Annotated in this window: 14 protein-coding genes and 1 CRISPR repeat array; of the genes, 11 read left to right on the top strand and 3 right to left on the bottom strand. The window is 53.5% G+C overall.

What is annotated here, in order from left to right; translation table 11 throughout:
- Position 1: 1 nt before the first annotated feature.
- Positions 2–1,066 carry a succinylglutamate desuccinylase/aspartoacylase family protein gene (locus KO508_RS18080; protein ID WP_216009653.1) on the top strand — a complete coding sequence of 355 codons (1,065 nt, stop codon included), beginning with the start codon at positions 2–4 and terminating at the stop codon, positions 1,064–1,066.
- A 15-nt stretch (positions 1,067–1,081) separates the two neighbouring features.
- On the top strand, positions 1,082–1,507 hold the full coding sequence (locus KO508_RS18075; RefSeq protein ID WP_216009652.1) for a secondary thiamine-phosphate synthase enzyme YjbQ: 426 nt from the start codon (positions 1,082–1,084) through the stop codon (positions 1,505–1,507).
- Between the two features lie 14 nt (positions 1,508–1,521).
- On the opposite strand, the gene amn is transcribed toward KO508_RS18075, so the two are convergent.
- Positions 1,522–2,997: an AMP nucleosidase gene (gene amn, locus KO508_RS18070; protein WP_216009651.1), complete on the bottom strand. Its 1,476-nt coding sequence runs from the start codon at positions 2,995–2,997 to the stop codon at positions 1,522–1,524.
- Between the two features lie 550 nt (positions 2,998–3,547).
- Here amn and cas1f point away from each other — a divergent pair.
- The 7 genes from cas1f to KO508_RS18035 all read left to right on the top strand — a co-directional run bounded on the left by cas1f (position 3,548) and on the right by KO508_RS18035 (position 19,052).
- Positions 3,548–4,525, top strand: coding sequence for a type I-F CRISPR-associated endonuclease Cas1f (cas1f, locus tag KO508_RS18065; protein ID WP_216009650.1), 978 nt, complete (start codon positions 3,548–3,550; stop codon positions 4,523–4,525).
- Positions 4,522–7,926, top strand: a complete 3,405-nt coding sequence (gene cas3f / locus KO508_RS18060; protein WP_216009649.1) for a type I-F CRISPR-associated helicase Cas3f — start codon at positions 4,522–4,524, stop codon at positions 7,924–7,926. The genes cas1f and cas3f overlap by 4 nt, the downstream gene beginning before the upstream one ends.
- 20 nt (positions 7,927–7,946) lie before the next feature.
- Entirely contained in the window at positions 7,947–9,215 is a 1,269-nt protein-coding gene (gene csy1 / locus KO508_RS18055; protein ID WP_216009648.1) for a type I-F CRISPR-associated protein Csy1, read from the top strand.
- Positions 9,212–10,150 (top strand): type I-F CRISPR-associated protein Csy2, encoded by a 939-nt coding sequence (csy2, locus tag KO508_RS18050; RefSeq protein WP_216009647.1) that lies wholly within the window; start codon positions 9,212–9,214, stop codon positions 10,148–10,150. The genes csy1 and csy2 overlap by 4 nt, the downstream gene beginning before the upstream one ends.
- Before the next feature lie 32 nt (positions 10,151–10,182).
- A complete protein-coding gene (gene csy3 / locus KO508_RS18045) occupies positions 10,183–11,205 on the top strand; it encodes a type I-F CRISPR-associated protein Csy3 (RefSeq protein WP_216009646.1) in 1,023 nt (340 codons plus the stop codon).
- 10 nt (positions 11,206–11,215) lie between these two features.
- A complete protein-coding gene (cas6f, locus tag KO508_RS18040; protein WP_216009645.1) occupies positions 11,216–11,842 on the top strand; it encodes a type I-F CRISPR-associated endoribonuclease Cas6/Csy4 in 627 nt (208 codons plus the stop codon).
- Positions 11,843–11,977: 135 nt separating this feature from the next.
- A CRISPR array of direct repeats spans positions 11,978–18,549; the repeat unit is 28 nt; unit sequence GTTCGCCGCCATGCAGGCGGCTTAGAAA.
- 251 nt (positions 18,550–18,800) lie between these two features.
- Positions 18,801–19,052: a hypothetical protein gene (locus KO508_RS18035; RefSeq protein WP_216009644.1), complete on the top strand. Its 252-nt coding sequence runs from the start codon at positions 18,801–18,803 to the stop codon at positions 19,050–19,052.
- 48 nt (positions 19,053–19,100) lie between these two features.
- On the opposite strand, the gene KO508_RS18030 is transcribed toward KO508_RS18035, so the two are convergent.
- Together KO508_RS18030 and KO508_RS18025 are read right to left on the bottom strand one after the other, a co-directional pair.
- The gene (locus KO508_RS18030; protein WP_216009643.1) at positions 19,101–19,766 is read right to left on the bottom strand and encodes an HAD family hydrolase; all 666 of its coding nucleotides are present in this window, start codon (positions 19,764–19,766) and stop codon (positions 19,101–19,103) included.
- 37 nt (positions 19,767–19,803) lie between these two features.
- Complete coding sequence (locus KO508_RS18025) at positions 19,804–20,430, bottom strand: DJ-1/PfpI family protein (protein ID WP_216009642.1); 627 nt, start codon at positions 20,428–20,430, stop codon at positions 19,804–19,806.
- 375 nt (positions 20,431–20,805) lie between these two features.
- Between KO508_RS18025 and KO508_RS18020 the strand changes: the two genes are divergently transcribed.
- Together KO508_RS18020 and KO508_RS18015 are read left to right on the top strand one after the other, a co-directional pair.
- Positions 20,806–21,783, top strand: a complete 978-nt coding sequence (locus KO508_RS18020; RefSeq protein ID WP_216009641.1) for a TAXI family TRAP transporter solute-binding subunit — start codon at positions 20,806–20,808, stop codon at positions 21,781–21,783.
- A 99-nt stretch (positions 21,784–21,882) separates the two neighbouring features.
- A complete protein-coding gene (locus KO508_RS18015) occupies positions 21,883–24,063 on the top strand; it encodes a TRAP transporter permease (protein WP_216009640.1) in 2,181 nt (726 codons plus the stop codon).
- The last annotated feature ends 85 nt before the right edge of the window (positions 24,064–24,148 follow it).

The raw sequence follows: 24,148 nt of genomic DNA, 5'->3' as shown, positions 1-24,148 counted from the left end.
GATGGCGCGAGCGCCCTTTGAAATGGCCGGAGTGCAGGTAAAGCCCGGCACCCGGCAGACGATAGAAATTCCTATTGCGAAACTGTACACCCATACACCCCTGCACATTCCGGTGGAAATAGTACACGGTCGGCGCGATGGCCCGGTATTGATGGTGTGTGGAGCCATACACGGAGATGAAATTGCCGGTGTGGAAATTGTGCGCCGTGTGCTCACCAATTCAGCGCTTCGCAATCTGCGCGGTACCTTGATAGCGGTGCCCATCGTGAACATTTTTGGATTTGTTCACCGCACCCGTTACCTGCCAGATAGGCGCGACCTCAACCGCTGTTTCCCAGGTAGCGAAAGAGGCTCTCTTGGCGGCCGTATTGCCTACCTTCTGCGTACGCAGATTATGGAACATGTAACGCACATCATCGATTTGCACACGGGTGCTATTCATCGCTTCAACCTGCCGCAGGTGCGGGCTGAACTGAAAAACCCAGAAACTGCGCGAATGGCAGAAGCATTCGCGGCGCCGGTTATTATTGATGCAGGCTTGCGGGACGGCAGTTTGCGCGCTTATGCCGACTCGCTGGATATCCCCGTTATTACCTACGAAGGTGGCGAAGCTTTGCGCTTTGATGATGTCGTTATCGGCAGTGGTGTAAAAGGTGTGATGCGAGTGATGCGTGAACTGGAAATGGTTCCGCCACGGAAAGGGCGCTCAACAGTGAAAAAGCGCTCGGAAATTGCAGCCAGCTCTCAATGGGTGAGGGCAGAAATTGATGGCATCATGCGGCCGGTTGCAAAGCTTGGGCAGAAAGTACGCAAAGGTCAGAAGCTGGCCATGGTGGCCGATCCGTTTGGCGAGTCCGAAACGGCAATTGTGTCACCGTGTTCGGGCATTGTTATCTGTGTGAATAATCTGCCGCTGGTCAACGAAGGCGAAGCCATCTACCACATAGCCCGATTTGACGAGCTTAACGAGGCAGAGAAAGCCATGGATTACTTCCGAAGCTCCTTTGAGACGGAAGTAAGTGAGGCCGTTGTGCCCATGCACCCTTGGGATGAGTTGCAGAAATAAACCATAGGAGCCGCTATGATTTGGGATCAAACGTTCGTAGACCTAGCACCTCTGGCGAGAGGGTTTCATTTGGTTACCAATGAGATCCTCGCGCAGGCGCCAGATATGACCAACTGCGAAGTAGGGCTGCTGCATTTGTTTATCCAGCACACCTCAGCCTCGCTGGCAGTCAACGAAAACGCAGACCCAGACGTGCGCGGTGATCTTGAACGTCACTTCAACGTGATGGTGCCCGAACGAGCGCCACACTATGAGCATGTGATGGAAGGGCCGGATGATATGCCGGCCCATATCAAAAACATCCTTATTGGCCCATCACTCACCCTGCCCGTACACCATGGACAGCTAGCCCTTGGAACCTGGCAGGGTATCTATCTTTGCGAACACCGGGACCAAGCCAGCGGGCGCCGGGTTGTAGCGACTTTGCAGGGTCGCTGGTGAGAGCGAGCTTCCATTTAACGAAACGGCGGCTCATCAAAGCTACGCAGCTTGCGTGAATGCAGCGTATACCGCTCACTGCGCATCAGCTCCAGAGCGCGGATGCCGATATGCAAATGCTGGGTAACCGCACTCTCGTAAAAAGCACCGGCTGCGCCGGGTAGTTTGATCTCACTGTGCAGTGGCTTATCGCTCACACATAGCAAGGTGCCATAGGGTACGCGAAACCGATAACCCTGAGCAGCGATGGTGCCGCTCTCCATATCGACTGCGATGGCGCGGGCAAGATTAATTTGCGAGCGCTCCTGTGCCCACCGTAGTTCCCAGTTTCGATCATCGTAGGTTAACACCGTGCCGGTGCGCAGTCGGCGCCGGAGCGTGTCGCCCTCGTCTCCGGTAATCTCCGCCGCAGCCTGCTGTAGCACTTGCTGCACCTCGGCCAACGCCGGTAATGGAATGTTTGGCGGTAGCACCCGATCAAGAATGCCGTCCCGGCGCATATAAGCATGAGCCAGTACATAGTCGCCAATCACCTGAGACTGCCGCAGCCCACCGCAATGGCCAATCATCAGCCAACAGTGCGGGCGTAGTACGGCGAGGTGGTCGGTGATGTTTTTGGCATTGGAAGGCCCCACCCCAATGTTGACCAAAGTAATGCCCTGGCCCGGTTCCTTTGCTTTCAGGTGGTAGGCAGGCATCTGGAACCTGTGCCAGACCACAGAATCCACAAGCGCCTTCATGTCTTCTTCGCGCATCCCCCGTTCAATTACCACATTCCCGGGCAATACCATGCTCTGAAAGCGAGAGCTTCCCAAGAGCATGTCGAGCCCATGGCGGATGAACTGGTCGACATAGCGATGATAGTTGGTCAGCAATATCCAAGGCTGCACGTGTTGCCAGTCACTGCCGGTGTAATGCACCAAACGCCGCAAGGAAAAATCCGTGCGAGAGGCATCGAACAGGGCCAGAGGCAGTTCTTCAAGCTCCTGCCAGTCGCGGAGGCCATCTGCTGTGCCATCATCGGTTGCTGATAGATCGGTACTGGGGAAAATCCGAGCCAGCTCGCTGGCGGTAACACCCGAAGCACCCAGCTCATCGCCCTGTTCAACAACATAGGGGTAGGGGATTTTTACCCGGCTCCAGCCTACCTCTACCAGAACGGTGAAATCCCCCATAATATGCTCCAGCTGGTTTTCCAGATAGCGCCGGAAAGCTTCCGGCTGGGTTACCGTAATGGTGTAAACACCCGGTACCTGAAGCCGCGCATAGGCACGTATGCTGCTGGGAACCTCGCCCTGAGCCTGATAGGTCAGGCGCAACTCAGGATAACGAAAGGCACACTGGGAGTGCTGTGGTAGCTGGCGGTCAGTAAGATACTGCTTCAGCGCTACACGCAACGCACTGGTGGCTTGCTCATAAAGTGCCGCAAGACGATCAACCGCCGCTTCCGGAGTGGTTACTTCAATAAAATTATCATCGCTGGATAGTGTCACGATCTGCCTCAGAGTTGTTTTACCGTCAGTGCTGCGCGCTTCGGTCGCGCAAATCTTTAAACGCCATGGCTAACGCTAACAGAACGATCAGCGTAATCGCCAGCCGCCAGATCAACCGAGATGAGCGTAGCGTGGCTGAACAAATGGATAGAGAACCGCCAATACAGCTAAACCCACCAGCAGGGCGCCTACCGAGTATCCGTGGCGTGAGGAAAATAGATTGGTAAGCAAGAGGGGCAATGAGCCTCTTGAGCCGCAGAGAGGTATTGTCGCTGATTTTGACGGGCTATTCATAACCTCCTTGGACAACGAGGCGAGTTCACCGGAAACTGACTTACATCACTGGATAATGTTGAATAGATAGCTACGCTTCTATGTGGTTGGTTTTGAACTGTCAGGGAAGGTGGTTAATTGAGTCGTTTTGATCGTATTTATAAAGCTCACGATATTTTCTGCACTTCTCCCAACACCTCGGTTTGCGAGCTACCCGGATTCTGGATGAATCATAGGGGGCTCTGTGTGGACTGTGGGCAACTGCTGGAAAACGCTTATGGATGACCTATCCCCCTCGGACTTGAAGGCAATTCTGCACTCAAAGCGTGCCAACTTGTACTACTTGGAATACTGCCGAGTAATGCAAAAAGATGGTCGTGTGCTTTATCTGACAGAAGCGGAAAAAGAGAACCTCTACTACAACATACCCATTGCCAATACCACCGTACTGCTATTGGGTAACGGCACATCAATTACTCAGGCAGCTATGCGTATGCTTGCGCAGGCGGGTGTGCTTGTGGGTTTTTGCGGTGGCGGTGGGACGCCGCTTTATATGGGTAGCGAAGTAGAATGGTTAACCCCGCAAAGTGAATACCGGCCCACCGAGTACTTGCAAGGCTGGCTGGGGTTCTGGTTTGATGATGCCCATCGCCTTAAAGCGGCACAGCAATTTCAGCAGGCGCGAATCAACTTTTTGCTGGAGGTATGGCAGAAGGATCGTGAACTTAAACTTGAAGGCTTTGATGCCTGCGATGCTCTGATCCAACAAGCACTGGATATCTTCAACACGCGCACGGAAGCCGCTGAAAAATCTTCAGACCTTCTGCTCACGGAAGCCCAACTAACCAAAATACTCTACAAATATGCTGCTGAGGCAACAGGGCAGGGCGGTTTCACCCGGCAACACCAGTCTGTGGATAAGGCCAACAGCTTTCTCAATCACGGCAACTATCTGGCTTATGGATTGGCAGCTTGCTGCTTGTGGGTGTTGGGTATTCCTCATGGTTTTGCGGTCATGCACGGTAAAACCCGCCGGGGCGCGCTGGTGTTTGATGTGGCCGACCTGATCAAAGATGCACTGGTATTACCTTGGGCGTTTATCTGTGCCAAAGAAGGTGCAACGGAGCAGGACTTTCGCCAACAGGTATTACAAGCCTTCACTGATCACAAAGCGCTGGAATTCATGTTCGACACCGTTAAAGCCATTGCCTTGCAGGCATCCACTCCCGAAGCGAGTGAGGAGCCGGATATATGATGGTGATCTTTGTTTCCCAATGTGAAAAGAAGGCGTTGCCCAGAACCCGACGCGTTCTGGATGCCTTTGCCAATCGCATTGGGGACAATACCTGGCAAACCCTGATTACTGAAGATGGCTTGCAGGCAGTGCAAAAGATGCTGCGCCACACCGCCAGTAAAAGCACCGCTGTAAGCTGTCACTGGATACGCTCACGGGCCCGTAGTCAGTTGCTATGGATTATTGGCAACCGACGAAAATTTAACGAAGAAGGTGTTGTGCCCGTAAACAGTACCGAGCTGGACCTGCCTCTCAGTGACGCTGAACACAACTGGAAATACTTGCCGTTGATTAAGGCCTTTACCGGGCTGGCGGCCCTGCTCCATGACTGGGGCAAAGCAACTAAACTGTTTCAGGACAAACTCAACCCGCGGTCGAAAAACAAGTTTCAAGGCGACCCGCTGCGCCATGAGTGGATTTCCAGTTTGCTATTGATGGCACTGATCAAGTCTGGAAAAAATCCCGGTCAGGATGAAAGCTGGCTTGCGCCTTTACTGAGTCAGGCCATTAATGAGCAGCAGCTATTGGATGCGCTGCCAGCCTTGCATGGGAGCCGAAGGCCGCTAGCGGATATGCCTGACGCCGCCTGCCTACTTCTCTGGCTGGTACTGTCTCACCATCGCCTACCCAAACCTGACAATAAAAGTGCATTTGGTGATGAGACCAACGACACGCCGCAGCAACTACTGAAGCGAATTAACCAGCAATGGGGCTACGAAAACAACTTTGATGATGTGGAGTTTCAAAAACGCTTACCGGACTGCTTTGTCTTTCCTGAAGGCCTGCTATCTGCATCTTCACTCTGGCTAAAAGAACTCAGCTTCCGCGCCCGCCAACTGCAAGAGCATCTACCCCTGTACAACCAAGCGGTCAACGATGGGAGCTGGCGGACAATCGCACATCATGCCCGCCTGTGTCTGATGCTGGGTGATCACTATTATTCCTCGCAGCCGCAGGACGCAAACTGGCCAGCCAGTGTCGGTTTGTTTGCGAACACCTACCCTGAAGGCCCCAACAAAGGGCAATTTAAACAGCGGCTGGATGAGCACTTGGTAAAAGTGTCACGGGTGGCGGTGCGTGCCTGCAAAATACTGCCGCATTTTGAGCGTGATACGCCGGTGGCTGAAGACATTGAGAAGCTGCAACCTGCCAGATCAGTGCCTCTTGAAATAAAAAAGCAGTTCGGTTGGCAGGATAAAGCTGTCACCGCCATAAAAAGCTACCGTGAAGAAAACGACGACAAGGTTAAAGGCTATTTCGTCGTCAACATGGCCAGTACCGGGCGGGGCAAAACTCTGGCCAATGCCAAAATCATGCAGGCCTTGTCGGAAGATCAGCAAAGCCTGCGCTTTATCCTCGCGCTAGGGTTGAGAACTCTCACCCTGCAAACCGGGGATGAATATCGTGATCGCATCGGCCTGAGCGACGAAGAACTGGCCGTCCTGATTGGCTCCCGGGCAGTACTTGAACTGCACCGGGAGTCCAACACGTCTGTAGAGAAAGAAGATCAGCCACTGGAGTCTGAAGATTCTGGCTCAGAATCCGTTGAAGCATTGCTGGGGGAACAGGAGCAAGTCGTTGGCTTTGCTGATGATGAGCGCTGGCAGAACCTGTTACCCGAAGAAGAACTGACCACCGTGCTGACCGGGCAAAAAGAGCGCGCCTTGCTCTACGCCCCGGTACTGGCATGCACCATCGACCATATCATGGCGGCGACTGAAACCACCCGCGGTGGGCGCTTTATACTGCCCAGCTTGCGCCTGATGTCATCGGATTTGGTGATTGATGAGGTCGATGACTTCACTGGCGAAGATCTGGTGGCAATCGGGCGGCTCATCCACCTTGCAGGCATGTTGGGGCGCAAGGTGATGATCTCTTCCGCCACCATTCCGCCCGATCTTGCGCTTGGGTATTTTACTGCTTACCAAAAAGGTTGGGCCTTATTTGCAGTCAGTCGCTACCAGAACAGTCAGGTAGCTTGCGGCTGGACAGACGAATTTAAAACCCGTCTGGTAACTATTAGTCAGGGTGAAAACGCAATTGTTAGCTATCAGGCGGCCCATCAGTCGTTTGTAGAGAGGCGCATCGCAAAACTGCGCAGAGAACCAGTGAAACGCCGGGCCATCATTGTACCCTTGCCAGCCCCTGCTGAAGACCAGACCGTTAAGGCGGCTTTTTTCTCCGCTATCCAGAATGACATTGTTAACAGGCATCACCAGCACCATGAACAAGATGCCATTTCCGGCCGCAACGTGTCTTTTGGTGTTGTGCGCTGCGCCAATATTCTGCCCTGCGTCGAGCTAACAGAGTATCTGCTGGATGCAGAATGGCCAGAACATGTTGAAGTGCGGGTGATGGCCTACCACAGCCAGCAAGTATTACTGCTGCGCCACGCTCAGGAGCAACATCTTGATCAGGTGCTTAAGCGGAAAATCCCTGCCAACGAGCCCGGAGGAGCCTACCAAAACCCCGTTATCCGTCAGCACCTGGATACGGGAACAAGTCCGGATCTCATCTTTGTGCTGGTTGCTACTCCTGTGGAAGAGGTAGGCCGGGATCATGATTTTGACTGGGCAGTGGTTGAGCCTTCGTCATACCGGTCTATCGTGCAACTTGCCGGGCGGGTACTCCGTCACCGCAGTTCCGACCCCGATAACACGGTGCCTAATTTGGGGCTGCTTCAATACAACCTTAAAGGCTATCGGGGAGATACGGAGAATGTCTTCAGCAGACCAGGTTATGAGCAAACAGGCGGCAAACATAACACTTGGCAGTTGTTCTCACGCAACTTGGTGGATTTGGTTGATGAAAAAGCAATGTCGCGAAGCGTAGATGCGGCGCCCCGCATTTTGAAAGATTCCAAGATTCAGTTGGCGGCGTTGGAGCATCACGCAATTGGTCATACTTTGGGATGCAACTATTTAAAAAAAGAAAAAATTCAAACTGATACTCCGGCACAAAGCCCTAAAATTCTCTGGGGTTACACCGATGACTACTGGTGGATGTCAGCCTTACCACAGCAATTTAACCGGTTTCGCAACAGCGCTCCCGGCATCAGTCTTTACCGGGTAATTGATGAAAAGGGCAGTGTGGCTTTCTGGATCTACGATCGGCGCAGTGGTTGGGTACGAATTGAGCAAAGGTTTGGTATTGAGCGCCAGCCTCTCAGCTCGGAGCGCAGCGCCAGGCTCTGGCTACAACGGGATTATGAGGCCTTGGTGGCGGAACAAAGCCAGCGCCGTTCGACCGATTTAACGAAAACTTCTCAGCAGTTGGGAGAAGTCACTTTAAGTTTTCACAATGATGGCGACCGCTACCGGTATAACGATCAGTTGGGATTGGTTAAAGCTGACAACGAATAATAGGTTTACAGGAGAAAACCATGTTTGACCCAGCCATAAAAGGCTTCTTTGCCGAACGCAAAGAAGCCTGGTTGAAGAAAAATCTCAAGGTCTCTATGTCGGACCTCGAAGTAGGTGAGACAGAGCAGGAGTGTGAAAATGTTTTTGCGCTGCAAAACTGGCTGCCGAATGCAGCCAAACGGGCAGGGCAAATTTCAATGGCAACCCACCCCTGCACATTCAGCCATCCAAGCGCCCGGAAAAATAAAAACGGATACGTGAGCTCCATTATCGCTCAGGGAGGCGAGCGCTCCCCTGATGGCTTTTTGCGCAGCGGCAACCTTCAGGTAGAGCCGGATGCATTGGGTAATGCAGCCGCACTGGATGTGCATAAGTTCCTTACGTTAACGCTGGAAGATGGCATGACGCTGCTGCAGCACCTCCAGAGGGAGACTGACATTGCCAAAAGCCTCTTTGAGAAGGCAGGTGGAGACACAGAGGCTTTAAAAGCTGGTCTCCTCGCCATGGCGGCCACGAAAGACGAGGCTATAACTAGCTCTAAAATAAAGCAGGTCTATTTCCCGGTTGAAAGTGAAGGCTCTGGCTACCATCTGTTGTCTATCCTTAGCCACTCCGGCCATCTGTTCGAGATGCGGAAAAGACTGGACAGGCTAAGGTTTTCCGATGAGGTTAAAGCTAAAAGGGATCTGAAAAAGCAGAATCAATACTCAGAGACCGGCTATCAAGAAATCTATAACCTGACCACTATAGGTTTTGGAGGAACAAAGCCACAAAATATCAGTGTCTTGAACAGCCAAAATATGGGCAAAGCCCACTTGTTGTTATCCATGCCACCCGAGCTGTCCCCCAGAGCCACCCGGCTCCCAACACGCAACTTCTTTGGCGATACGCTTTATGCCAAGCAACTCCAGGAAACCTTTCAAGGCTTCCACCGACTTTTAATTGCAGACCATAACAACATGCGCATCCGCGGAGGGCGCGACCACAGGATCCAGGAATATCTTGATCAGGTCATTCTCAAAATGTGGCAGGTGCGTAAAGCGTTTGAGGCGCAGCCCCACAGCCGCCCCGAAAGCCTGCCCGGCTACCAGAAGATCTGGCTGTTCCCTGAGCATGAATCAGAGCGAATAGAAGAAGGGCAATGGCTGAAAACGTTAGTAGATGAAGTCACACGCCATTTTGTCAACAGTTATCAAAAAGTGATGGGCAAGGCCGCAATCCAGTTGGGCGATGACGAACTTAGAGCGTTTAACCGCATCATCGAACAAAGCAAGGAGGCGCTACTATGAGCACCCGCCGTATTTTGGTGCTGCCACACCTCAAAGTTCATAACGCCAACGCACTTTCCAGCCCCTTTACCATTGGTTTTCCGGCCATGACCGCCTGGCTGGGTTTTGTGCACGCACTGGAGCGCAAGCTAAAAGTAGGTGGTTATCCCACCCTTGGGCTATCCGCAACTGGCGTGATCAGTCACCAATGTGATCTGCAAACTTATCGAGGCCCCGGCGACTTCGTCCATTCAATCATTGGTACTGCTAACCCCCTGGACAAAGATGGCAAGCGCTCTGCGTTTATTGAAGAGGCCCGGTGTCATCTGGATGTAAGCCTGCTGATTGAATGTCGTGCCCATGAAGATGATCTCGACCGAATTGAGCAACCAGAGTTCGCCGAGCAGCTAGAGCAATTGTTAGTCACGATGAAAGTTGCTGGTGGAGATCTGAAAATATTTAGCCAGCCCCGATTCACAGTATTGGACGACAGCAACGGACGAGAAGTCCGCAAACTACTGCTTGGACTGATGCCCGGTTTTGCACTTGTTGAGCGGCGTGAGCTTATGCAGAGCGCTATGGAGCAAGGAGCAGACGCGCTGGATGCATTGCTCGAATACCTGACTGTGCATCACCGGTGCGAGCAGCATGAAGACGGCAATGTCAGCTGGCACAGTCATCGTAAAACAGAAGCGGAGGGGAGCAAGCCGGGATGGATAGTGCCTGTTGCCACCGGCTTTCAAGGTATCAGCCCAGTCGGCCAAGCAAAGAACCAGCGCGACCCGGATACGCCTCATCGCTTTGCGGAAAGCGTAGTCACCCTAGGTGAATTCCGAATGCTGCACAGGATTAGCGCGCTAGACGACATTTTTTGGCAATACCACACCGACCTACAAAACAACCTGTACTTGTGCCAGCAGGCACAGCCAGAGATAAATAACGACGGTTATTTCTAATCTACTGATAAAGGAAGAAGGGGAAATACAGCATGGCTAAAAACAACGATACCGCTTCAGTACTGGCTTTCGAGAAAAAACTGGTGCCGTCAGACGGATATTTTTACGGCACCCGCTGGGATGACAAATCTGAAGCAATGGCTCTGGAACTTCAGGAAAAGTCTGTCCGGGGCACCATCTCGAACCGTCTCAAGACAGCGGTAAAAAACGATCCGGCCAAACTAAACGCAGAAGTCGAAAAGCCGAACCTGCAAACAGTGGATGCCTGCGCTTTAGGAACCGATCAGGACACTCTCAAGCATCAGTTTACCCTCAAAGTACTTGGAGGCGTGGAGCACCCTTCTGCATGTAACAATGCGCTGTTCAAGCAAAGCTATTTTCAGGCTGCACGCAATTATATTGAGCAAGAGGGCTTCAGGGAACTTGGCCAGCGTTATGCCCAGAATATCGCTAACGCCCGTTTTTTGTGGCGTAACAGAGTGGGTGCAGAGCAGATTGAAGTACAGGTGAAAGTGCTAAACAAAAATCAGGAGCAGCAGTGGGCGTTTGATGCCCTGAATTACAGCGTTCGAAGCTTTGATGATCAGGACGACAAGGTAAATCAGTTGGGGGAGAAAATCGCCGCTGCCCTAGCCAGTGGTGACGGAGCGCTGATGCTGGAGATCACTACCTACTCACAGCTGGGCAAGGCTCAGGAAGTTTACCCGTCTGAGGAGCTGGTACTGGACAAAGGGAAAAGTAAAAAGAGTAAAGTGCTCTATCAGGTGAAAGGCCATGCGGCCATGCATTCCCAGAAAATAGGCAATGCTCTACGCTCCATCGACACCTGGTACCCAGATTACGACAGCCCAGAGAAAAGTGCTGGCGCCATAGCTATAGAACCCTACGGAGCCGTTACCAACCTAGGTAAAGCCTACCGCACACCAAAAGATAAGCAGGACTTTTTTACCCACTTTGACGTCTGGGCCCGAGGTGGTGAACTAAGTACTAACGACCAACACTATGTGATGGCGGTTTTGGTAAGGGGTGGTGTCTTCGGCGAAAGTGACAAATAGGGAGAGATCCATGCAGGCTTATCAGGAAATTACCCTGCTGCCAGAGGCCGACATATCGCTCGGCTTTCTCTGGCAGAAGCTCTACCAGCAGATACATATTGCCTTAGTGGAACATAAAGTAGCGGACAATCAGAGTCTTGTGGCGGTTGGGTTCCCGGAATATGGCGCCAAAGGCTTCCCTTTTGGGCGTAAGCTGCGCCTGTTTGCACCCGGACGAGCACAATTAGAGTGTCTTAATATTGAGAGCTATCTGAGTAGGCTGAGCGATTATGCACACCTAAAGTCGATTCAGACGGTTCCCGAACCCACGGGTTATGTCAGCTTTATGCGCTACCACGCAAAAGGGGCGGCGCGCATTGAAAAAGACCATCAGGAAAAAGCTCGGCGGTGGATGATTAAATCAGGTAAACCCTTGAATGAGTGCCTGAAAGAACTAGATAAAACACGGCCTGAGCCAATGACTGGCCTGCCTTTTCTCTGGGCGGAAAGTCAGGAAACAAAGCAGCGTGATGGCAGCCAAGCACGAAAATTTCCTTTGTTCATCCAAAGAAGCGAGATGGCTGGAGCTCGGGAGGGGGGCTTAACATGCTACGGGTTGAGCCGACCTGAAGAACCCATAGCTCTACCTGTGTTTTAAGGAAATACCAAAAAAATGGCTCTTTAAAAAAACAATTCAAAGTCAATAGGTTGCAGCAGGCCAGTTTGGGAAGGGTAAAGTTGCTTTTTTCCGTTAACTGCTTGGTGTAGCCTCTTTTTTTGTCCAGAAGTTATTGTTCGCCGCCATGCAGGCGGCTTAGAAAAATTAGCGCAATGCCAACTGGGCCGCCCAAAAGTTCGCCGCCATGCAGGCGGCTTAGAAAGACGAGATTGAGGCCACGGTAAACAATCTGTTGTTCGCCGCCATGCAGGCGGCTTAGAAACTAGCCAGCCAAAGGTTTTAGACGGAAAGCAGGTTCGCCGCCATGCAGGCGGCTTAGAAAAAATTCCGCCCCGGCATAAACCGTGCCAACTTGTTCGCCGCCATGCAGGCGGCTTAGAAAGCCGAGTTGTCCGGCAGTGCCGATAGCAGCGGGTTCGCCGCCATGCAGGCGGCTTAGAAATTTTTGCCCCGGACTGTTACGAAGTCAGAAGGGTTCGCCGCCATGCAGGCGGCTTAGAAAGTACACAAGCACATCACCGCCCATTCTTCTTAGTTCGCCGCCATGCAGGCGGCTTAGAAATTTGAAAGCGCTGCTTATGTCGCTCGCTACATGTTCGCCGCCATGCAGGCGGCTTAGAAAACTACCATCGAATAGCACGATATGCACCACATGTTCGCCGCCATGCAGGCGGCTTAGAAAGATGACGTAACAATGCGATTCGTTAAATAGCAGTTCGCCGCCATGCAGGCGGCTTAGAAATGCTATCCACTGTTAAATAATCGGCGGTATGAGTTCGCCGCCATGCAGGCGGCTTAGAAATCGATCACGATCTCCAGTGTGGTAGTCGCGCTGTTCGCCGCCATGCAGGCGGCTTAGAAATGCAACCCTAAAGCGTCATATCCTTCCGCAGAGTTCGCCGCCATGCAGGCGGCTTAGAAAACACCGTCGACGTCTAAAAATGGCCCGCTTTTGTTCGCCGCCATGCAGGCGGCTTAGAAACGACCGCTGGCGGTGTACCAATTAACAAAATCGTTCGCCGCCATGCAGGCGGCTTAGAAATATCTGCGCAGCTTGCGAATAATACAAGCACCGTTCGCCGCCATGCAGGCGGCTTAGAAAAGTCTCCGGATCAAATGCGCTTGATCATGCGCGTTCGCCGCCATGCAGGCGGCTTAGAAATGTAGGAGGTGGTCAACTGAATACGCTAATCGGTTCGCCGCCATGCAGGCGGCTTAGAAACGGCAGTGGTCGCGGCAATCATCAAACACGAAGTTCGCCGCCATGCAGGCGGCTTAGAAAGCACCGAAAGTGGCGCGAAAATATTGTTCGATGTTCGCCGCCATGCAGGCGGCTTAGAAATGACTATAAAAAGGCTTATGGTGTGCGGTTAAGTTCGCCGCCATGCAGGCGGCTTAGAAATTTGCGCGATATAAGTATTCGAGTGGCCTTTAGTTCGCCGCCATGCAGGCGGCTTAGAAAGCTTGAGCTTTCAAAATCTCCCCCAGCAGGATGTTCGCCGCCATGCAGGCGGCTTAGAAAAGTCGACTAGATTCTCCAGGATGTCTACAGTCGTTCGCCGCCATGCAGGCGGCTTAGAAACCGCTGTAGGCGACCCCGTCTTCTATCCCCGCGTTCGCCGCCATGCAGGCGGCTTAGAAACGACCCAGCGTACCCAGAGCTGTAGCGACTTGGTTCGCCGCCATGCAGGCGGCTTAGAAACGTAAGCAGCGGCCTCTATTGCCAGTCGCGCCGTTCGCCGCCATGCAGGCGGCTTAGAAACAGCGAGTGGCCACCACCCCCACCGCTACTCGAGTTCGCCGCCATGCAGGCGGCTTAGAAACCATTCCTAGTAGAGCATTGCTTGTGGCGTCGGTTCGCCGCCATGCAGGCGGCTTAGAAAAGCGTATCGGATATAATGTAAGACACGGTAATGTTCGCCGCCATGCAGGCGGCTTAGAAAGGCACCGCGTCGGGCGGGCTGTCCGCGTATCAGTTCGCCGCCATGCAGGCGGCTTAGAAATGCTCTTAATCCGAGCGCCACCACCCCCACTGGTTCGCCGCCATGCAGGCGGCTTAGAAAGGCGCGGCGCGTACTGAGTCAAGCCAATTAATGTTCGCCGCCATGCAGGCGGCTTAGAAAAGCCCGCTTGCGCCGTGTGCGCCTGCAGCACCGTTCGCCGCCATGCAGGCGGCTTAGAAACGGGGACGCCGGGACGATCAGCCATCGAGAGGGTTCGCCGCCATGCAGGCGGCTTAGAAGCGCGCTCAGGGTGATGCAGAGGCGGTAGGGATGTTCGCCGCCATGCAGGCGGCTTAGAAATATGCCACAGCACACAACAAACGCGAAACCGTGTTCGCCGCCATGCAGGCGGCTTAGAAAAACACAGCATCCTCCTCAAGATTCATCGGATCGTTCGCCGCCATGCAGGCGGCTTAGAAATCTCCATGCCCGCAGAGGCCAACTTGCAAAGCGTTCGCCGCCATGCAGGCGGCTTAGAAACTCGTTCTGTATTTTGTTATTTTCGGCAACAGTGTTCGCCGCCATGCAGGCGGCTTAGAAATCCCAGTTGCGCACGTCATGCCAGACCTGTTTGTTCGCCGCCATGCAGGCGGCTTAGAAATCTTTAGCGTCAAACTGACCTCGTGAGTTAACGTTCGCCGCCATGCAGGCGGCTTAGAAATAGTTGCAATCATCTCCCGCAGCGACTCAGCCGTTCGCCGCCATGCAGGCGGCTTAGAAAATCCCCTGACGCTGAGCCAGCGCCTCCCTAGTGTTCGCCGCCATGCAGGCGGCTTAGAAATGTCAGATGCTACCCACTACATACCACTAAAGGTTCGCCGCCATGCAGGCGGCTTAGAAAAGCGCGAAATAGACGAAGCCTCAGACGCAGAGGTTCGCCGCCATGCAGGCGGCTTAGAAATGGATATGCCCCTTTCGCAGCCTCCACAGTCTGTTCGCCGCCATGCAGGCGGCTTAGAAATAGGCAGGACTGCCGGGGGTAGCGTAGGCTATGTTCGCCGCCATGCAGGCGGCTTAGAAATGTACTCAGTCGTATACTCACAAACAAGCGTGGTTCGCCGCCATGCAGGCGGCTTAGAAACAAGCATCCAAGTGACAACTTGTAGCGCTCTAGGTTCGCCGCCATGCAGGCGGCTTAGAAATATTCAGTATGCCGACGCATGGCGGGGCGCGGGTTCGCCGCCATGCAGGCGGCTTAGAAACAACTAACCTTGAAGGCAGAAAATTATGAATAGTTCGCCGCCATGCAGGCGGCTTAGAAATTGCATCGCCAGAAAGAGCAGACGCCCCTTGAGTTCGCCGCCATGCAGGCGGCTTAGAAAACTAGAGACAATGTACCAGCCGCGCCGAACGTGTTCGCCGCCATGCAGGCGGCTTAGAAAAGTAGCTCTGGAGCTTTCCTGGAGCTTTGTAGGTTCGCCGCCATGCAGGCGGCTTAGAAATGCTTAGAGCCTGTTGCGTGCCATTTCGTGTAGTTCGCCGCCATGCAGGCGGCTTAGAAAGACTTGCTTAGTTGTCACCTGATACATGCTCTGTTCGCCGCCATGCAGGCGGCTTAGAAAATCATGTGGTGCGGCGGAGTGGGGCGAATGGAGTTCGCCGCCATGCAGGCGGCTTAGAAAATCAATGCGCGTCTTTGCGCTTGGTGAATCATGTTCGCCGCCATGCAGGCGGCTTAGAAAGTGGTCACGTCGACCCGCTCGGTCAACATGCCGTTCGCCGCCATGCAGGCGGCTTAGAAATCTTGGTCATGAATGGCCAAAGAATTGTTCAGGTTCGCCGCCATGCAGGCGGCTTAGAAACTCGTAGGTGCTTCTTAACCGCCAACCTACAAGTTCGCCGCCATGCAGGCGGCTTAGAAATTTCATAAGGACAGAACCACAAAAAGACAAATGTTCGCCGCCATGCAGGCGGCTTAGAAAAGGTGTAGCCGTAACCATGCCGTTAGCTTTACGTTCGCCGCCATGCAGGCGGCTTAGAAACATTACCGCTACCAAGCGAAACGAGAGCCTAGGTTCGCCGCCATGCAGGCGGCTTAGAAATCCGGCCTGAGCTTTGCAGCCGCACCTTTTGCGTTCGCCGCCATGCAGGCGGCTTAGAAATTCTGAAACTCCATTTGCAGCTTTTCGTTCGGGTTCGCCGCCATGCAGGCGGCTTAGAAATGCGTAGCGGGCACGAAAAAAATACTTGACACGTTCGCCGCCATGCAGGCGGCTTAGAAATTTCGTGCCGGGGTTAATTTATTACGAGCATTGTTCGCCGCCATGCAGGCGGCTTAGAAAATGCCGCCGCCGCCACTGTTCTTTCCTCCACTGTTCGCCGCCATGCAGGCGGCTTAGAAACAGCGAATCCGACAAGACGATAATGGGCAATGGTTCGCCGCCATGCAGGCGGCTTAGAAAGTCAAACAGCGCGCGGGCCGCTGGCGTCAGCTGTTCGCCGCCATGCAGGCGGCTTAGAAATATGCCAGATTTCAGGAATGGAGCACTTATTCGTTCGCCGCCATGCAGGCGGCTTAGAAAATATAGCGCCGATCCTGAGCCCGCGCCATGCGGTTCGCCGCCATGCAGGCGGCTTAGAAATTTGTGCAGGTACGCCGTGGATGTTATGTAAAGTTCGCCGCCATGCAGGCGGCTTAGAAAATGCCGCATCCTCATTTTGCGGGATCTCTTCGGTTCGCCGCCATGCAGGCGGCTTAGAAACGAACGTGACAGTCCCCGAATTACCGGTGTCATGTTCGCCGCCATGCAGGCGGCTTAGAAAAATCATGCAACTGGCTGTTGACAAGCCCGTATGTTCGCCGCCATGCAGGCGGCTTAGAAACCCCAGTAAATTGACGGTGACTGCTGCCGATGGTTCGCCGCCATGCAGGCGGCTTAGAAAAACAAGCAAAAAGGCCGCTTTTGCCGCTGCTAGTTCGCCGCCATGCAGGCGGCTTAGAAAAGAGCGCAAAAGGGAACGTTGGGCACGGTGTAGTTCGCCGCCATGCAGGCGGCTTAGAAAGTAACCGTCAATTCATTGGGTGACTGGTTCATGTTCGCCGCCATGCAGGCGGCTTAGAAATTATTTAAAGATGATTTTGCGAACGGGTTCAGGTTCGCCGCCATGCAGGCGGCTTAGAAATTTTCTAGCGCCAGCTCTGCGTCTGAGGCTTCGTTCGCCGCCATGCAGGCGGCTTAGAAAAGCCCTCGAACTCAGCCACCGCCCCCACAAATGTTCGCCGCCATGCAGGCGGCTTAGAAATCAAGCTCCGCCACTCTTGCCTTTAGCTGATCGTTCGCCGCCATGCAGGCGGCTTAGAAATGCATAGCCGTCTCATCTAGCAGGTACAGCTTGTTCGCCGCCATGCAGGCGGCTTAGAAAATTTGGCGCTGGCGCTCTTCCTCTCGCATGCGGTTCGCCGCCATGCAGGCGGCTTAGAAAACTATGCGGTTACCGCGAAACTGGACGTATCAGTTCGCCGCCATGCAGGCGGCTTAGAAATGTTCAAGGCGGACGTATCAGCGGTCGAGTTTGTTCGCCGCCATGCAGGCGGCTTAGAAATTTTAACCGGCTATACATTATGCGCACTAGAGGTTCGCCGCCATGCAGGCGGCTTAGAAATTGCGGCTGGCGATGTAGTACATATCGTGCATGTTCGCCGCCATGCAGGCGGCTTAGAAATCCCTTGCGTTGCGGTGCGTATCATCTCAGGTGTTCGCCGCCATGCAGGCGGCTTAGAAAAGTAGCCGCGTTTATCAGTTAATATCCACGGCGTTCGCCGCCATGCAGGCGGCTTAGAAACAGGCGTCCGTCCTGCTGGACAAAGACGGCCAGTTCGCCGCCATGCAGGCGGCTTAGAAAAGCAGAATCCCCGCTCCCACTGTCAGCGCTGTGTTCGCCGCCATGCAGGCGGCTTAGAAACTGCGCAGCTGGACGCGTTCATCGCCGAACTGGTTCGCCGCCATGCAGGCGGCTTAGAAAGAGCCGTGTAGCTCACGATTTCGGACGCCTCGGTTCGCCGCCATGCAGGCGGCTTAGAAAGGTAACAGACGACAAGCTCCCGGCAGTGGTCGGTTCGCCGCCATGCAGGCGGCTTAGAAAGTTCATAGTGGTTGAGAGTTGGTTGCGTAACCGTTCGCCGCCATGCAGGCGGCTTAGAAAGTTACGACCCAGTCGTAGTCAGGGCCGGACTCGTTCGCCGCCATGCAGGCGGCTTAGAAAAGCTATCACCGACCACAACGCCCCCGCTTAACGTTCGCCGCCATGCAGGCGGCTTAGAAATGATTAAGCATGACGAACGGTTGGGTCGTTTGGTTCGCCGCCATGCAGGCGGCTTAGAAATCTCTCACATCACTCATCGCCTGAGCCCTCCTGTTCGCCGCCATGCAGGCGGCTTAGAAAGTGCCCACCTCCAAGGGAAAGATCACCGAGGAGTTCGCCGCCATGCAGGCGGCTTAGAAAACCGGCAATCTCGGATAGGGCGCGCCCGACTTGTTCGCCGCCATGCAGGCGGCTTAGAAAAATACGGCCCGCACCTGCGCAAGCTGCCCGCAGTTCGCCGCCATGCAGGCGGCTTAGAAACTTCACCATAGCCTCTAGTGCAGCGCGATTTAGTTCGCCGCCATGCAGGCGGCTTAGAAACGAACGAAGATCACGCGGCGGACAGCTACAGCGTTCGCCGCCATGCAGGCGGCTTAGAAATCAACGTGCAGCAATCCCTTATCAACGCTCAGATCCACCGCGCTGGATATTAAGCGTTGGATTGTTGCGAACATTGGCGAGAACATTCACCCGCTCAGCGCCTTTGACTGCGGCCCACGCATCTGTAGCGGCAACGCCAGCTTTACACCGCATCGGAAGAGGAGGGGTGAGAAGGCTTCAGCCAATGCGGCTTACCTGCAATGCTGGCGCGAAGGTGTGTTCAAGAGCGGAAAGCAACTAGCAGCTAGAATATGGGCGGGCGCCACGCCTCGCCGGGCACCCTTCCGGCGAGTCAATTGACGGAACTCGAAGTCCTTGCTCGCCTAGAAGGCTTAGTGTTTGAGGCTGTCATGGCGAGTATCAACACTGTCGCCCGTTCCTTGCCGTCAAAGAAAGGGCTGGAGTGGCCCGGCCTGTCCCCCGGTCACAACGTCTGTAACGTTTCGTGGTATGAGCACGACGTTCAGGTGTGCCAGACCGGACAACAAGAGTGCAGCAAGTGATTAATCTAGGTAGGGGCGGGGAGAGTCTCTCCAAGAAGTGCTGCGCGTTTATGCTTGCGCGGAGCGTTCTTTAACATATTCAAACGCGGCGTTCATATCTGGCAAAACCGCAGTAGCTAGAGAGAAATCGTGGTGCTTGGACATCTCTGTGGGAATGGCCAAGCATCGAATGCCAGCCGCTGCGGCTGCGCGCAGCCCGTGTTCGGTATCTTCAATCGCTATGCAGTGTTCTGGTTGCAGCGAAAGGTGTTCCAGTGCCAATAGGTAGCAATCCGGCGCGGGCTTGCTTCTGAGCACATCGTCTCCCGATACAGTGAGGCTAAATAGCGATTCGAACTTATTAGCACGAAGGGTTACACCCAAACCGTGCGCACTTGCGCCGGTTACAACACCGAGCTTTAGGCCTAACTTATCGAGCGCCAAGATCGTTTCGGAAACGCCCGGCATAAGCGGAAAAGACTGCTCCTCCAGATACCTCTTGGTTTCAAGTTGCTTCGCCGCTATTAGATCTGCTGCGGTGGACGGAATTCGAAATCGACTGATCAGATCAGTGGCATTGGTGGGGGTTGGAACGCCTGCGTATAGATCCTTGTACTCTTGGTCTGAAAGCTCAACGCCGTAATCACGAAGAACCGCATTCCATAGCTTCAGGTGGGTTGGTTCGGAGTTGACTAATGTTCCGTCGTGGTCGAAGAGTACAGCTTGGATGGGCATGTTGGGGAGGTTCCTGAGAGGGGTTAGTAATGGAGGCTCAGTGGCGTTTTAGGTACATGGGCGCATCTGGGTGCTGTTCAGGTTGCCCGTAAACGGTTGGAGCGGGGTAATACTCTGAGCTGAACTGAACCTGACCAGCTGCTTTCTCGCCTGCAGTGTGCGCAATGAAAGCCAGCATTAAGTCGATGCCCGCAGAGATTCCTGCCGATGTCCAAATGTTTCCATCCTCTACAAACCGCTCTTCTACTACTTCGACATCCCCCAAGGCTCTCAGGCGATCAAGTGAGGCCCAATGGGTTGTTGCTTTTTTGCCTGACAACAGTCCTGCAGCATGGAGAATGAAGGAACCCGTACACACGGACAACACTGTTTGGCAGTGTTGTGCTTGCTTTGCTACAAACTCGGTCAGAGCTCGGTTTTTGACCTCTTTGCGAGTCCCTTGGCCCCCCGGTACCAGAAGATAATCTAGCTCTGGGCAATCGTTAAAGGAGACATGTGGATTAATAGATAGGTCTCTGGCGCAGATGGTAGGAGATTTTGACTCTGCAACAATGAAGCAGTTTTCCGGACCGCCAGCGATCTTTGACCAGATTTTTAGAACTTCCCACGGCCCTATGAAATCGAGCTCTTCGACTCCGTCAAAAACCAATATTCCAAAATTCATGCGTTCTCCTCAACTGGTATGAGCGTCGCTTCGTCCATGAGTCGTCAGTTATCATGCTTGTCTCGCCCAGTGCTCGGCTTACTCACGCTCCCCTAGTGGGATTAGATTACAGCCGACGGTATAAAACGGAAATGACATGGTTGGTCTTTGCACCTTTTGCTTCTTCGGTGTGGCGGAATTCAACCCACGGGGCTTTAATAATGGGTGATAGCGTACCCATTTTATAGTGCCTACTTTGTAGGTTTTCAGAAAGTTGTTGTTTTATAAGTTCTTTTTAATCTGGCCCGCTATTTGCAATTTCCTTATTACCGCAGCCCATCAGGGCTCCGTCTTAGCACCCAATTAACTAACAAAACGAATCAGGGAGCATTCTCTATGAAGACCCAAGCCATTATGGCGGCGGCATTCGCCTCTACTCTTGTTGTTGCTAGTCCTGCTATTGCTCAGGACCGTGCTGGTTGGCCAGATAACTTTACGGTGGGAACGGCCAGCCAAGGCGGTACCTATTTTGCGTATGGCTCTGGCTGGGCCAACTTTGTTGCAGAAAGCCTAGGGGTTTCCGGCGGTGCTGAAATTACCGGCGGGCCTATGCAGAATATGGCGTTGGTTCACACTGGCGACCTCAAGTTTGGCCTAACCACCATGGGCCCGGCCCGTGAATCCATGGATGGCAACAGCCCGTTGGCGCCAGGCATGAAGATGGATAACGTCTGTGCCATGTTCCCCATGTACGAAACGCCTTTCTCTGTAACTGCACTAAGCAGTTCTGGAATCACCTCTATCTCTGACATCCCGGATGGCGCCACCATCGGTTTTGGACCGGCGGGCTCAACCTCCGATACGTACTTCCCGCGCATGATGGAAACTCTGGGCGTAGACTTTAAGCGCCGCAACGGCAGTTGGTCTGATCTTGGTGGCCAGCTTCAGGATGGCCTGATTGATGTTGTGGCCTTCGCTGCAGGCATTCCAATTCCGGCGGTTAGCCAGCTTGAGGTTCAAACCGATGTGAACATCATTGGTATGACAGATGCCGAAGCAAAGAAGGTAACAGATGCGTTCCCGGTGTCTGAGTTCGTCATTCCGGCGAGCACTTACCAATCACTGGATGAGCCTTCGCGCGTTGTATCCATGTGGAACTTTGCCATGGTGAACTGCGATATGCCGGAAAGCTTTGTGTATGAAATCACCAAGCTGACTATGGAGCAGAACGACCGGATGGTTTCCATCCACAAAGCAGCCCGTAATTCGATTCCTGAGAATTACAAAAAGAACAATGTACTGCCTTGGCATCCGGGTGCAGCGCGTTGGTTCAACGAGAACGGCTACACCATCGAAAAGAGCAAGATCAAATAAGGTTTTTGATCTGAATAGCTGAGAGAAGGGGGCCGCAAGGCCCCTGAATAATAGCTGGCGCTGTGCTGGCTCCGATTTGCCTGTAGGCAGGAACCCCCAATGACACTCGAACGACACCCCAAAGATTTTTCTGATGTGGAGGTGGGCGAAGACCACGTACTTGCCCACGATGTAGATCAGGAACCTGTAGAGGCAAACCGCAGGCTGTTTGAAGGCGGCATGCTGAAGTTTGTAACTTTGCTGGCCATTGTTTATTCCTCCTTTCACCTCTACTCCCTGAATATAGCCCCTTTAGAAACCTGGTCGTTCCGGATAGTGCACATTGCCGGGGCTCTGGTTCTGGGGTTTGTTTTGTTTGCGGGTGCACGTTTTGTGTCGGCGGAAGAAGGATCAGCCCGCCACCGCTGGACAACTTGGGTTGGCGCTGTGGCGCTATTGCCTGCTTTTTATGTGCTGTATCAAACTTACTCGTTCTGGCAGATGATTCAGAACGGCGCTATGCGAATTCCGGTTGATCTGGAAACCTGGCATTTTGGTTGGCCGCTGCTAGCGGCAACGGGCGTTGGTATTGTGATGAGCTGGTTTCACCAGCGTGAACGCTCGCGCTTTAGTGTTCCAGATCTAGTGCTGATTGTTTGCTCAATCGCCGTCGCTGCATACTTTCTTGTGGCTTTTAACACCTCTATGCGTATGTCCACGGGTACCTCATTTGCTCCAGTGGGCATATCTTTTGCCGCTGTAGCGGGTACTGCTTTGATTATGGAGCTTACTCGCCGAGTGGCCGGGTTGGCTCTGGTGATTATCGGGCTTGTATTTCTGGTGTATGTGTTTGCTGGGCCGTATCTGCCGGGCTTTTTGGGTTATCCGGGGCTATCGGTACAACGCTTTTTCAGTCAGGTGTATACCGACGCCGGTATTCTTGGGCCCACCACGGCGGTGTCGTCTACCTATATTATTCTTTTCATTATTTTTGCCGCATTTTTGCAGTCGTCCAAAGTGGGTGACTATTTTGTGAACTTTGCGTTTGCAGCTGCTGGGCGCTCTCGGGGTGGTCCTGCCAAGGTATCAATTTTCGCCTCTGGTCTTATGGGTATGATCAATGGCACCAGCGCGGGCAACGTGGTCTCTACAGGTTCACTGACTATCCCGCTCATGAAGAAAGTGGGTTATAGCAAAAAGTCTGCGGGCGCTGTGGAAGCGGCAGCCTCTACCGGTGGTCAGATTATGCCGCCAATTATGGGGGCCGGTGCCTTCATCATGGCTGAGATTACCGGTATCCCTTATACCGAAATTGCCATCGCGGCCATTATTCCTGCAATTCTCTACTTTGCTTCTGTGTATTTTATGGTGGATTTTGAAGCGGCGAAAACCGGTATGCGTGGCATGCGTGAAGATGAGCTGCCAAAGCTACGCACCATGGCTAAGCAGTGTTACTTGTTCCTGCCGATTATTATTTTGGTGGTGGCTTTGTTCATGGGCTATTCGGTGATACGCGCCGGTACTCTGGCGATGGTGTCTGCAGCGGTTGTTAGCTGGTTCTCACCCAACAAGATGGGTATTCGGCAGATCCTGAATGCGCTGGAAATTGCCTCCTACATGGCCATACAGATCATTGTGGTGTGTGCGGCAGCGGGCGTTATTGTGGGTGTTATTTCCCTGACGGGTGTTGGTGCCCGCTTCTCGGTTCTCCTGCTTGATGTAGCAGAGGCTAGCCAATTATTGGCGTTGGTTTTTGCTATGTTTATCTCCATTCTGCTGGGCATGGGCATGCCCACTACTGCGGCGTATGCGGTCGCGGCTTCGGTGGTTGCGCCTGGCCTAGTCCAGCTAGGTATTGAGCCGCTTACAGCGCATTTCTTTGTGTTCTACTTTGCGGTGGTTTCTGCGATTACGCCTCCGGTCGCGCTGGCGTCTTATGCGGCGGCGGGGATTTCCGGTGCCAATGCTATGGAAACCTCGGTGGCATCCTTCCGCATTGGTATTGCGGCGTTCATCGTACCCTTTATGTTCTTCTATAACGGCGCCTTGCTAATGGAAGCCGGATGGTTCGACATTGCACGCGCACTTGTTACTGCTCTGTTTGGTGTGTATCTGCTCTCTGGTGGCGTGCTGGGTTGGTTCGGCAATGTCACGGCTTCTTGGATAGCCCGCTTGCTGTTGATAGGCGCCGCATTGCTGATGATTGAGGGTGGCATGGTGTCAGACCTTGCTGGTATTGGGCTTGCAGCATTGGCGTTTTTGATGCAACGCCAGCGCAAGAGCCGCTTAGCAGCAGCCTGAGTTTGTCTATCGTCGCCCGCGCCCTTGTCCTTCAAGGGAGCGGGCGATACTCTGGCGTCCTTTAACGGTGTTGCGGGAACCGGGC

Origin of the sequence: Marinobacter salexigens (assembly GCF_018860765.1) — a bacterium.
Lineage (GTDB): Bacteria > Pseudomonadota > Gammaproteobacteria > Pseudomonadales > Oleiphilaceae > Marinobacter > Marinobacter salexigens_A.
The sequence above is the reverse complement of the archived record's forward strand: the minus strand, read 5'-3'. Positions and strand labels throughout refer to the sequence as shown.

Bases quoted from the DNA above. Each gene is read 5' to 3' on its own strand.
- KO508_RS18080 (WP_216009653.1), top strand. From the start codon at position 2: ATGGCGCGAGCGCCCTTTGAAATGGCCGGAGTGCAGGTAAAGCCCGGC.
- KO508_RS18075 (WP_216009652.1), top strand. From the start codon at position 1,082: ATGATTTGGGATCAAACGTTCGTAGACCTAGCACCTCTGGCGAGAGGG.
- cas1f (WP_216009650.1), top strand. From the start codon at position 3,548: ATGGATGACCTATCCCCCTCGGACTTGAAGGCAATTCTGCACTCAAAG.
- cas3f (WP_216009649.1), top strand. From the start codon at position 4,522: ATGATGGTGATCTTTGTTTCCCAATGTGAAAAGAAGGCGTTGCCCAGA.
- csy1 (WP_216009648.1), top strand. From the start codon at position 7,947: ATGTTTGACCCAGCCATAAAAGGCTTCTTTGCCGAACGCAAAGAAGCC.
- csy2 (WP_216009647.1), top strand. From the start codon at position 9,212: ATGAGCACCCGCCGTATTTTGGTGCTGCCACACCTCAAAGTTCATAAC.
- csy3 (WP_216009646.1), top strand. From the start codon at position 10,183: ATGGCTAAAAACAACGATACCGCTTCAGTACTGGCTTTCGAGAAAAAA.
- cas6f (WP_216009645.1), top strand. From the start codon at position 11,216: ATGCAGGCTTATCAGGAAATTACCCTGCTGCCAGAGGCCGACATATCG.
- KO508_RS18035 (WP_216009644.1), top strand. From the start codon at position 18,801: ATGGGCGGGCGCCACGCCTCGCCGGGCACCCTTCCGGCGAGTCAATTG.
- KO508_RS18030 (WP_216009643.1), bottom strand. From the start codon at position 19,766: ATGCCCATCCAAGCTGTACTCTTCGACCACGACGGAACATTAGTCAAC.
- KO508_RS18025 (WP_216009642.1), bottom strand. From the start codon at position 20,430: ATGAATTTTGGAATATTGGTTTTTGACGGAGTCGAAGAGCTCGATTTC.
- KO508_RS18020 (WP_216009641.1), top strand. From the start codon at position 20,806: ATGAAGACCCAAGCCATTATGGCGGCGGCATTCGCCTCTACTCTTGTT.
- KO508_RS18015 (WP_216009640.1), top strand. From the start codon at position 21,883: ATGACACTCGAACGACACCCCAAAGATTTTTCTGATGTGGAGGTGGGC.